The 1774-nt window shown below is 25.9% G+C and carries 3 protein-coding genes; all 3 read left to right on the forward strand.

Features of this window, described 5'->3' with window-relative positions; genetic code table 11:
- Positions 1–710 (forward strand): FKBP-type peptidyl-prolyl cis-trans isomerase (locus tag ACLR9T_RS14430; protein ID WP_278854079.1); only part of this gene is annotated, 710 nt, incomplete at its 5' end.
- A 39-nt stretch (positions 711–749) separates the two neighbouring features.
- Positions 750–914, forward strand: a complete 165-nt coding sequence (locus ACLR9T_RS14435) for a hypothetical protein (RefSeq protein WP_413110151.1) — start codon at positions 750–752, stop codon at positions 912–914.
- A gap of 225 nt (positions 915–1139) precedes the next feature.
- Complete coding sequence (locus ACLR9T_RS14440) at positions 1140–1673, forward strand: nucleoside-triphosphatase (RefSeq protein ID WP_278453197.1); 534 nt, start codon at positions 1140–1142, stop codon at positions 1671–1673.
- Positions 1674–1774: the final 101 nt, after the last annotated feature.

Below are 1774 nucleotides of genomic sequence, written 5' to 3' on the forward strand. Positions count from 1 at the left end.
CAAATCAATTTATTCCTGGTTTTGAAGATCAAATGATTGGAATGAAACAAGGAGAAACTAGAGATTTAAATTTAACGTTTCCAGAAAATTATGGAGTTAGTGATTTAGCTGGAGCTGATGTTGTTTTTAAAGTAACAGTTCATAAAATTGAAACTAAAAAAGATGCTATGTTAAATGATGAATTTGTTGCAGGATTAAATATTCCAAGTATTGAAACTGTTGAACAATTACATGAAAGTGTTAAAGCTAATATTCAAAATCATCATGATCAAGCTTATCAAGGTCAAAAAGAAAATGCTGCTTTTGATCAAGTATTAAGTAATAGTGAAGTTGAAATTAGTGAAGATGATTTACAAAAAGCAATTGAAAAATATATTGAACATGTAAAGATGCAACTTGCACAACAAGGGATGCAATTAGAACAATATCTTCAAATGATGAATATGGATCATGAAGCATTCAAAAAACAAATTGAACCATCTGCTAAACAACAAGCCACATTTGAGGCAATTATTGATGAAATTGTAAAATTAGAAAATATTCAAACAACAGATGAAGAAGTACAACAACAATTAGAAAAAATTGCTTTATATAATAATACATCTAAAGAAGAAGTATTAAAACATGTTGAACCTGAAAACTTAAGAAATGATTTCAACCGTGTTAAAGCAAGTCAATTAATTATTGAAAGTGCAGTTGTAATCGAATAAACCGATAGATTTTCTATCGGTTTTTCCACGAAAAATAACATGTTAGCTAGATTACATGTAATCATTTCTAGTGAAGAAAATAGTCAGGTTGATCAAATTAAAGAAAAATTAAAGCAAATTAATCCTAAATTTTCAATTTCACCAGTTAGAAGTTATCCAGGATTAAAAGATCATAGTGAATTTTATTGTACTCTAGAAATATAAAAAAATGATGTAGAAACATTATTAGCTAAGTTAAATAATGACTGGGATGGACCATATGATGATTGTATTTGTTATGGTTTTAACACGGTTATGTTTGATCATTTAGTGTATTGTTTAGAGTTTGTATTGTTTGACTAATTAGTTTTGATTCGTTGTAGAAAAGTGGCTTATATGGTATACTTTTTAAGTAAAAAAACTTTGATTTAGATATGATGGTGAGATAGATTGGAAAAGAAAAATATATTGATTACAGGTAGAAAAAATGTAGGCAAATCTATTTTAGTTAAAAGAGTTATTGAACAGTTTCATGGATATGCCGGTTTTAAAACTGTGCCATTAAAAAACTATGGTTTAATTTCAACATATCAGATGTATGACTTTATTAATAAGACATCTATTCCAATTTCTAAATATGTTGATAATAAAATAGTTGGTATTTCTGAATCATTTTCTACATTTGGAAAGAAGTGTTTAAAAAATGCTTTAGATAGTAATTATTCATTAGTTATTATGGATGAATTAGGTAGATTTGAAAGAACTAGTTATGATTTTCTTTATTATGTTGATGAAGTATTAAATAGCGATAAAATAGTTATTGCGGTTATTAAAGCAGAAAAGATTGATTATTTAGAAAAAATAAAAAATAGAAAAGATTGTTATCTGTATGACTTAGATGAAGTTTCATTTGAAAAAGCATATCAAGAAATCATATTTAGATTAAATATATTATTAACATGGGAAGGTGATAAAATTGATTAAAAAGATTTTAGGAGTATTATTAACATTTACATTAGTTTTTTCGTTAGTAGGTTGTAGTAATAATGAAACAACAGCAAAAAAAGAAGAAACAAAAATTACCT

Source organism: Thomasclavelia sp. (assembly GCF_047249845.1).
GTDB lineage: Bacteria > Bacillota_I > Bacilli_A > Erysipelotrichales > Coprobacillaceae > Thomasclavelia.